Genomic DNA, 8,648 nt, shown 5'->3' with positions numbered 1-8,648 from the left:
GCGCGCGTGCCAGGCAGCCGCGTGCCGGCCGGCATCGCTCCGCCGAGAATCGCGTCGCGCACGCGGCGCAGCAACTGGCGCTGCAGCGAAGGCGCGCCCGGTGCGCGCGCCAGCGGTGCGTCGAGCGGCAGCAACGGCGCGTCGCCGGAAGGAAAGGCAGTCGTCATCGGAACATCGCAGCGTGAAAATGTCGGAACGTGGCGCGCGGCGAGTGGCGCGAAGCCGGCGGCCGCCAGATCGTGGCACCATAAATTTGCCGATCCCTGGCGCTTCTCATGGTACCTCGCCGGGACTACGATCGTCTGCATGCCGGCATGTCGCCGGCCGCCAACCGAAGCGAGATCGACCTTGTCCACGCTCACCAACGCCTTCCAGCAATCCATCGGCCACCCCGTCCCCGACTGGTCCGCGCGCCCGCGCCCGGAGCGCATCGCGCTCGAAGGCCGCTACTGCCGGCTCGAACCGCTCGACGCCGAGCGCCATGCGGCCGACCTGTACGCCGCCTACGCACAAGCGCCCGACGGCAGCGACTGGACCTATCTCGCGCACGGCCCGTACACCGACGAGGCAAGCTACCGCGACTACGCACGCGGCGCGCAGGCGAGCGCCGATCCGCTGCACTACACGGTGATCGATCGCGCCACGGGCCGCGCGGTCGGCACGCTCGCGCTGATGCGCATCGATCCGGCCAACGGCGTGATCGAAGTCGGCTCCGTCACGTTCTCGCCGCTGCTCAAGCGCACGCCGGTCTCGACCGAAGCGCAGTTCCTGCTGATGAAGTACGCGTTCGACACGCTCGGCTACCGGCGCTACGAATGGAAGTGCGACGGCCTCAACGAACCGTCGCGCAAGGCGGCCGCGCGGCTCGGTTTCCGTTACGAAGGCACGTTCCGGCAGGCGATCGTCTACAAGGGCCGCAATCGCGACACCGCCTGGTTCTCGATCGTCGACGGCGAATGGCCGGACGTGCGCGCCGCGTTCGAAGCGTGGCTCGCGCCGGACAACTTCGACGCGCAGGGCAACCAGCGCCGCTCGCTCACCGCGATCCGCCAAGCGCAGGCCGGCGCGCGCGACGCGGCCAGCCGTGCGAACGACGCCACGCACGTCACGGTACGCCCGCTCGTCGCCGCCGACGAAGCCGCGTGGCGCCCGCTGTGGCAGGGCTATCAGAAGTTCTACGACACCGCGCTGAGCGATGCGGTATTCGCCACGACGTGGGCACGCCTGATGGATCCGGCCGAACCGATGTTCGTGCTGGGCGCCTTCGACGCGTCGGGCAAGCTGGTCGGGATCGTGCATTCGATCTACCACCGTTCGTGCTGGACCGAAGGGCCATACTGCTATCTGCAGGACCTGTACACGGCCCCCGACGCGCGCGGGCAAGGCGCGGGCGGCGCGCTGATCGAGGCCGTCTACGCACGCGCCCGCGAAGCCGGCGCGAGCCGCGTGTACTGGCTCACGCACGAAACCAACACGACCGCGCGCGCACTGTACGACAAGCTCGCGAACAATGCGGGGTTCATCCAGTACCGGCACGATCTGAAGAAGTAACGCGGATTCGCGGCCGGCCGGCGTTCCGCTCAGTCGAGTACGTCGGCCGAGTCGTGCGCGTCGTCGTGCCCCGCGGCCACGTCGCGCGTCGCGGCGGCCGCGCCCGGCACCGACGCCGGGCAGATCATCTCGTCGCCATTGGCCGGCACGGACCGCCGCACCGGCCGGAACACGGGCTCGCCCGGCGCGATCGGCTGCCCCGAGATCGCGCAGCGGCCCGGCTGCAGCGCGACGCGCAAACGCCAGCGTTGTTCGCCGTAATGGCAACGGCCGCTCTCGACCCATCGAATCAGCAGGCCGTCGTCACCGGCCTCCAGCACCGTGACGAACAGTTGCGGACGCAACGGCGAAACCGCCGCCGCGTGCTCCGGCCCCGACGCACGGCCGATCGTCACGAACGGTTGGGCGACGACGCCATCGCGCGGCGGCCTCGCTTCGTGCTCGCCATATGCAGGCGCGTCGCACGACACGTCTTCTTCGCAGGTCGGGCTTTCCAGGGTGTTGAGCATGCTTGACGAATTTCCGTGCAGGTTGAACGGCACCGGCGCACTCAGCGCCGGCCCAGCGGTTCGCTCAGCAACGCCACGCCGATCGCCGCACCGGCCGCGGCGGCCGCGAGCATCAGCCCGATGCCGCCAGGCCAGCCGAACGCACCGACGATCGCGCCGATCGCCAGCGGCCCGATCACCTGGCCAAGATAGTTGCCCTGCACGACCCAGCCGATACTGAGCGGCGCCAGCGACGGCGACGGCGCGGAACCCGGCGCACAGGCGAGAATCGTCGCGGGCAGCATCCCGGCCAGGGCCGAGAACGCGAAGCCCAGCGCGACCGCGAGCGGCGCGGGCGTCGCCGCGCCGAAGAGCCCCGCGCCGGCCGCACCGATCGCAACCGACGTCGCGGCCATCACGATTCCCGGCCGCGCACCGCGTGACAGCAACCAGCCGGCCGTCAGGTTGCCGATCACGCACGCGGCGACGATCGCCGCACTGATCAGCCCCGCCGCGCCGACCGTGACGCCGAGGCGCTGCATCAGGAACACCGGCAGGAACGTCATCACCGCGAAGAACTGCACGTTGTAGGTCGCGAAGCCCAGCGCCAGGAGCGTGGTCGAGCGCGACCCGAGCACGTCGCGCAGCGCGGGCCCGATGCGTGTCGCAGCCGCCTGACGCGACGGCGTGCCGGCCGATGTCGTCACGGGTACCGCGGCCGCCGCGACGAACGTCAGGACCGCGGCCGCGAGCCAGCCGTTGCGCCAGCCGCCGAGCAGCGGCCCGACGAGCATCGACAGCGCCATGCCGGCCGGCATGAACGTGCTCCACAGGCCGAACGCGAGATTGAGCCGCTCGGGCGGCGTCACGCGATTCAGCACGGCCGGCGCGGCAACAACCACGATCACGAAACCGAGCCCTTCGGCGAAGCGCGTGGCCAGCAGCAGCGCGAAGCTGCCCGCCCACGCGCCTGCGACGCTCGACGCCCCGAGGAAAACGAGGCCCGTCGTCAGCAACCGCCGGTCGCCCCAGCGTCGCACCAGCAACCCGGCCGCGATCCCGCCGAACACGCCGACGAACGGAAACACCGACATGATCCCGCTCAGCGATGCAAGCGAGCCACCGAACTCGTGTTGCAACGACGGTAACGCGATCGTCGCCTTGCCGACGTGCAGCGCCGCTACGATGCTTGCCAGCACGACGTTCGCGACGGCGGCCCGGTAACCGCGCGACGGCAGCGCGGCGGCATCGGCCGCGACAGGCGATTCGGTCATCTCCACCTCCGTTGAAGCGGGCGCGCGCAACGGGATGTCTCACGCGCCCGCAGTCGGACTGGCGCACATGATACAAATTGAAGTTAACTTCAAGTAAAGGGGTAACTTGCGCAACGATGCGTTTCGGCGACCGTGGCAATCGGTCGGCACACCGGCCGCGACCGGTCAGCCGCGGCATCGTGCCGCCGGCGTCACGCCGCTCGCGTCGGTCGCGGCGGACGAAATCGTCGCCTGAGCGCGTATCGACGCCCGCCACGCGCCGCCGTTCGTCTCGCCATTCGTCTCACTGCATTGAGACGAATGTCCCGGCGTCTCACGCAATCCTCCGTTTCGCGGGTGCAGCAAATTCCGCGCACGCTTCCGGTCGGATGATCCGCGGTCAATGCACGGAGACATACCGCACCGCACACCTTCCCACCCGTCGGCGCACCGTAACGGACACCGATCCACGCTGGCCCCGTTCCTGCATACCGGTCGAGCGCGCATTCGCGCGACGGGCGCCGCGGCAGCCATGCCACGCGCCCGACGACAACCTGACGGAGACAGCAACGTGAGTACACCGGCACCGATCACCGCCCGCAGCATGAAAGCCGCCGTCTGGCGCGGCCGCCACGACATCCGCGTCGAAGAGGTTCCCGTTCCGCAGCGCCCGCCGGCCGGCTGGGTCACGATTCGCGTGCACTGGTGCGGCATCTGCGGGTCCGACCTGCACGAATACGTCGCGGGGCCCGTGTTCATCCCGGTCGACGCGCCGCATCCGCTGACGGGCCTGAAAGGCCAGTGCATCCTCGGCCACGAGTTCAGCGGCGAGATCGCCGAACTCGGCGAAGGCGTCTCCGGCTTCGCGGTCGGCGACCGCGTGACGGCCGATGCGTGCCAGCATTGCGGCACCTGCTGGTATTGCCGGCACGGGCTGTACAACATCTGCGAGAACCTCGCGTTCACCGGGCTGATGAACAACGGCGCGTTCGCCGAATTCGTCAACGTGCCGGCCGAACTGCTGTACAAGCTGCCCGACAACTTCCCGACCGAGGCCGGCGCGCTGATCGAGCCGCTCGCGGTCGGGCTGCATGCGGTGAAGAAGGCCGGCAACATCGTCGGGCAGACCGTCGTCGTGGTCGGCGCGGGCACGATCGGCCTGTGCACGATCATGTGCGCGAAGGCCGCGGGCGCCGGGCGCGTGATCGCGCTGGAGATGTCGGCCGCGCGCAAGCAGAAGGCGCTGGAAGTCGGCGCGAGCGTCGTCATCGATCCGAAGACGTCGGACGCGGTCGCGGAAGTCAAGGCGCTGACGGGTGGTTACGGCGCCGACGTGTCGTTCGAGTGCATCGGGCACACGGCCACCGCGAAGCTCGCGATCGACGTGATCCGCAAGGCCGGCAAGTCGGTGATGGTCGGCATCTTCGAGGAGCCGACGCCGTTCAACTTCTTCGACATCGTGTCGACCGAGAAGGAAGTGATCGGCTCGCTCGCCTACAACGGCGAGTTCGCGGACGTGATCCGTTTCATCGCGGACGGCCGCATCGACGTGCAGCCGCTCATCACCGGGCGCATCGCGCTCGGCGACATCGTCGCGCGCGGGTTCGAGGAACTGGTCAACCACAAGGACCGGAACGTGAAGATCATCGTGCAGCCCGCCGTTTCCTGATAGCACGCGCCTCACCGCTTCATGGCCGACCGTCGCCCGATTCCCGGGCGACGCATCCGACCGCCCTCTCCCGATTTCCCGCTGCCACCATCCGAAACGAACCGCATCTCGTTTTCCGACGCGGACACGGTTTCGAATAAACTTCGTTATCCATACAATCAACCACGACGCGCCACCTGCCTGACATGCGATCAGGGTTTCTCCCGATCAACCATGTTTCACCCGGTATCGACAGGACCGTGGCGCAAGGCGATCCTGTGCAACGCGCGATGCGGCTTCCCGGCCGCGATCGGTGCCGCCGCGAAACGGCGGCGCCCCTGTTGAACCTCACGGTGCAACGGCGCCGACAGGCCGACAATACGGCCTACCCGGGATAGCTTGCAAACATGGTGTGTCATGACCCTCTCGTTCCATCGGGATCACGCAAACAACGTTCGAACGCTGACGATCCAGCAGAAGACCCATATCGGCTTCGCGCTCGTCACCACGCTGCTGGCCGTGCTGTGCGGCACGATCATCTGGGGAAGTTTCCGGCAATACCGGCAGGAAAACGCCGACCTGCAAAGCTTCGAATTCATCCACGGCACGATGGTCGCCGCCAACCTGCTCTCGGCCGAGCGCGGCCCGACGAACGACCTGCTGGTGCGCCCGCAGAACGACGACACGACGAAACTGCGCAACCTGCTCGCCGCCCGCGACCGTTCCAACCAGGCGCTCGCGCGCTTACGCACCGCCATCGGGCAGGCGGCCGCGCTCGACGACCGCGAGCGCGGCAACCTGCTGCACGCACTCGACGCCATCCGGATCACGCTCGCCGATGCGCGCGCGGAAGTCGACGCGCTCGCCGCCCGACCGCTCGCGTCACGCACCGTTCGCGATATCCAGCACGCGCAGGCGCGCCTGTTCCGTGTCGTCGACACCGTGTCGCGGCTGATCGACGGCGCGATGGCCGACACGGCGATGCGCGATCCGCGCACGTCGGGCGCGATCCTGCTGGCGCGGCTCCTGAGCGATCTCCGGGAATACGCGGGCCGCACGGGCTCCGTGCTCATCGCGCCGATGTTCAAACGGCAGGCACTCGATCGCGCGCAGTTCGCGGACATCATGCTGATGCGCGGGCGCATCGAGCAATTGCGCGCCCTGATCGACGGCGCGATCGGCGCACAGCTCGACGATGCCGACGTCGCGCGCGAGTACGCGCAGCTCGACGCGGCGTTCGACACTCACCTGCTCCCGCTCGTCGACACGATCGTCGCGAGCGGCCGGACCGGCACTTATGCGATGAGCGCCGCCGACTTCTCGAGGACGATCGTCCCGTATTTCCGGCCATGCGAACTGCTGCGCGACCGCGTCATCGACGTCGCCCGGCGTCAGGCCGTTTCGGACCGCGACACGGCCCGGATCAAGGTCGCGATATCGGCGCTCGCGACCGCGCTCAGCGTCGCGATCCTGATCTCGCTCGCGCGCGGCACGCAGCGGCTGCTGTCGAAACCGCTCGATGCGCTCGGCCGCCGGATCGTCGCGCTCAGCGACGGCGATACGGCGCACGTCGCGATGCCGCGCGGCATCGGGCCCGAGATCGCCCGCATCCACGATGCGCTGGAGACGTTGCGCCACGCGTATGTCCGCCGCGACATGCTCGAGCGCCAGCGCAACGACATGCTGACGCTGTTCTCGCACGACATGCGCGCGCCGCTGACGTCGCTGATCATCCTGATCGACGCGCAGGAACACCACGCGCGCGATGCGCGGACGAAGCAGCAGTTCGCGAGGATCGCCAGGATCGCACGGCACACGCTGGCGATGGCCGACGGTTTCGCGCAGCTGTCGCGTGCCGAGGCCGGCGAATACGAACACGTGCCGGTCAATCTCGCCGACCTGATGAACGAGGCCCGCGACGCGGTGTGGCCGCTCGCGCACCGCAAGCACATGTCGATCGACGACGTGCCCCGACGCGACGATACGGTCGTGCCGGGCGACCCGGCCCTGCTGTCGCGCGCGCTGATCAACCTGCTGGACAACGCGATCAAGTACAGCGCGTCGCTGACGAGCGTCGAATGCCGGGTCGAGCCGGGCGCCGACGGCAAGACGGTACGCTGCACGATCCGCGACAGCGGATGCGGAATCAGCAGCGCGGACCAGACGCGGCTGTTCGAGCGTTACCGGCGCTTTCGCACCGCCGGACAACCGGAAACCAGCGGCGTCGGGCTCGGCATGGCGTTCGTCAAGGCCGTCGTCGAGCGGCATGGCGGCACGATCCAGGTGGAAAGCGCCGTGTTGCAAGGCACCGCGGTCACGATCACGCTGCCGTCGGTCGCCAACGCGTGACGCGACCGGACGCGGCAGACGGCGATTGCGGCGCCGCAGCCGCGCACGATTCTTCGATATACTGGACCGAACCCTTTTCGGGGCAACCGCGGGCCACCCCGTCCGTCGCGCGTTCGCCCCAACCTGCGTGGAATGGCGCACCGTGAAACCGCGAGCCGGACTGATACTCGAACTCTTCGTCAACCTCGTGCTGCCGTGGGTGGCCTACCGGATCGCGCAACCGCATTTCGGCGAAACCGGCGCGCTGTACGCGTCGGCAGTCCCGCCGATCGTCTGGTCGATCGTCGAATTCGTCCGCTCGCACCGCGTCGACGCGGTGGCGGCCATCGTGCTGCTCGGCATCGTGCTGTCGATCATCGGGATGGCGCTCGGCGGCAGCCCGCGCACGCTGCTGATGCGCGAATCGCTCGCGTCGGGCACGATCGGCGTCGTGTTCCTGCTGTCGCTGTTCCGCACACGCCCGTTGATCTTCTATCTCGCCCGCGCGACCGTGGCCCGCGAGATGGACGGCGGCGCCGCACATTTCGAAGCGGTCTGGGCCGCGCAGCCGGGGCTGCGGCAGATGCTGCGGCGGATGACGTTCGTGTGGGGCGGCGTCATGACGCTGGAAATGCTGCTGCGCTGCTGGATGGTGATGACCTGGCCGGTCGAGCGCGTGCTCGTCGTGTCGCCGATCGTCGGCTACACCGTGTTCGGCTGTCTGCTGGCGTGGACGTTCTGGTACCGGCGGCGAATGCGCGTGCGCAACAGCGTCGACATCCCGGGCCGCAACGGCGTCACCGAGACCGCCGGCCGCTGACGCCCGGCCCGCTGCCGGCTCCACCCGTTCGTCGCGCGCCGGCGGCAGTCGCGACGGCTGCTGTATGATGCGCGGCGTCTCGTCCGACCCAAGCCTGTCCCGTCATGTCCCTTTCGCTCCTTCCGTGTGCCACGATCTGGCTCGCCCTGTTCGCGGCCGCCGCATTCGCCTGGCATCGTCCGCTGCACGGCCTGAGCATCATCCTGGCGACGTTCGGCTATGCCGTCGCGCTGGCGTTCGGCAAGCTCGGGGCGCTCGCGCTGGCGCCGCTCGCGCTGCTGGCCGCGGCCGCGTGGGGTGTGCTGCCCGCACGCCCGCGCGCGGTGCGGATCGCCGCGCACGCCGTGTTTGCCGCGCTGGCGATCGCGCTGAGCCTGCACCTGATCCCCGGGTTCCACAATCCGCTCGTGATCGGCCCGACGCGCTTCACGCCGGACGCCGTGCCGTTCACGATGTACCTGAATCTCGACAAGCCGCTGGTCGGCCTGTGGCTGCTGTGGGCACTGCCGTGGGTCGCGCCCGACGTCGCCCTGCCGCGCGCGCTGCGCACCGGCGCGATA

General features: G+C 69.2%; 6 protein-coding genes and 2 pseudogenes. 5 read left to right on the top strand and 3 right to left on the bottom strand.

The window, feature by feature from the left end; all coding sequences use genetic code 11:
• Nucleotides 1–356, bottom strand: a pseudogene (locus G3N62_RS36195) (hypothetical protein); the annotation flags it as partial.
• Here G3N62_RS36195 and G3N62_RS32830 point away from each other — a divergent pair.
• Nucleotides 349–1,551, top strand: coding sequence for a GNAT family N-acetyltransferase (locus tag G3N62_RS32830; protein ID WP_034191234.1), 1,203 nt, complete (start codon nucleotides 349–351; stop codon nucleotides 1,549–1,551). The pseudogene G3N62_RS36195 and the gene G3N62_RS32830 sit on opposite strands and share 8 nt — an antisense overlap.
• A 29-nt stretch (nucleotides 1,552–1,580) precedes the next feature.
• Here G3N62_RS32830 and G3N62_RS32825 read toward each other — a convergent pair whose 3' ends face one another.
• Both G3N62_RS32825 and G3N62_RS32820 read right to left on the bottom strand, forming a co-directional pair.
• Entirely contained in the window at nucleotides 1,581–2,060 is a 480-nt protein-coding gene (locus G3N62_RS32825; RefSeq protein WP_124669920.1) for a DUF3331 domain-containing protein, read from the bottom strand.
• Between the two features lie 41 nt (nucleotides 2,061–2,101).
• Nucleotides 2,102–3,313: an MFS transporter gene (locus G3N62_RS32820; RefSeq protein WP_124669919.1), complete on the bottom strand. Its 1,212-nt coding sequence runs from the start codon at nucleotides 3,311–3,313 to the stop codon at nucleotides 2,102–2,104.
• A gap of 583 nt (nucleotides 3,314–3,896) precedes the next feature.
• Here G3N62_RS32820 and G3N62_RS32815 point away from each other — a divergent pair.
• The 4 genes and pseudogenes from G3N62_RS32815 to G3N62_RS32800 form a co-directional block, all read left to right on the top strand.
• Nucleotides 3,897–4,961: a 2,3-butanediol dehydrogenase gene (locus G3N62_RS32815; RefSeq protein WP_069704677.1), complete on the top strand. Its 1,065-nt coding sequence runs from the start codon at nucleotides 3,897–3,899 to the stop codon at nucleotides 4,959–4,961.
• A gap of 396 nt (nucleotides 4,962–5,357) precedes the next feature.
• Entirely contained in the window at nucleotides 5,358–7,289 is a 1,932-nt protein-coding gene (locus G3N62_RS32810) for a HAMP domain-containing sensor histidine kinase (protein ID WP_069704676.1), read from the top strand.
• 142 nt (nucleotides 7,290–7,431) lie between these two features.
• Nucleotides 7,432–8,088 (top strand): VC0807 family protein, encoded by a 657-nt coding sequence (locus G3N62_RS32805; RefSeq protein ID WP_124669917.1) that lies wholly within the window; start codon nucleotides 7,432–7,434, stop codon nucleotides 8,086–8,088.
• 104 nt (nucleotides 8,089–8,192) lie between these two features.
• A pseudogene (locus G3N62_RS32800) lies at nucleotides 8,193–8,648 on the top strand (CPBP family intramembrane glutamate endopeptidase); the annotation flags it as partial.

The organism is Burkholderia sp. Tr-20355 (assembly GCF_017104685.1).
Classification (GTDB): Bacteria; Pseudomonadota; Gammaproteobacteria; order Burkholderiales; family Burkholderiaceae; genus Burkholderia; species Burkholderia seminalis.
Note: the sequence above shows the minus strand (reverse complement) of the source record. Positions and strands in the feature narration are given on the sequence as shown.

Coding starts and splice junctions, on each gene's coding strand:
- G3N62_RS32810 (WP_069704676.1), top strand. CDS start 5,358: ATGACCCTCTCGTTCCATCGGGATCACGCAAACAACGTTCGAACGCTG.
- G3N62_RS32825 (WP_124669920.1), bottom strand. CDS start 2,060: ATGCTCAACACCCTGGAAAGCCCGACCTGCGAAGAAGACGTGTCGTGC.
- G3N62_RS32820 (WP_124669919.1), bottom strand. CDS start 3,313: ATGACCGAATCGCCTGTCGCGGCCGATGCCGCCGCGCTGCCGTCGCGC.
- G3N62_RS32815 (WP_069704677.1), top strand. CDS start 3,897: ATGAAAGCCGCCGTCTGGCGCGGCCGCCACGACATCCGCGTCGAAGAG.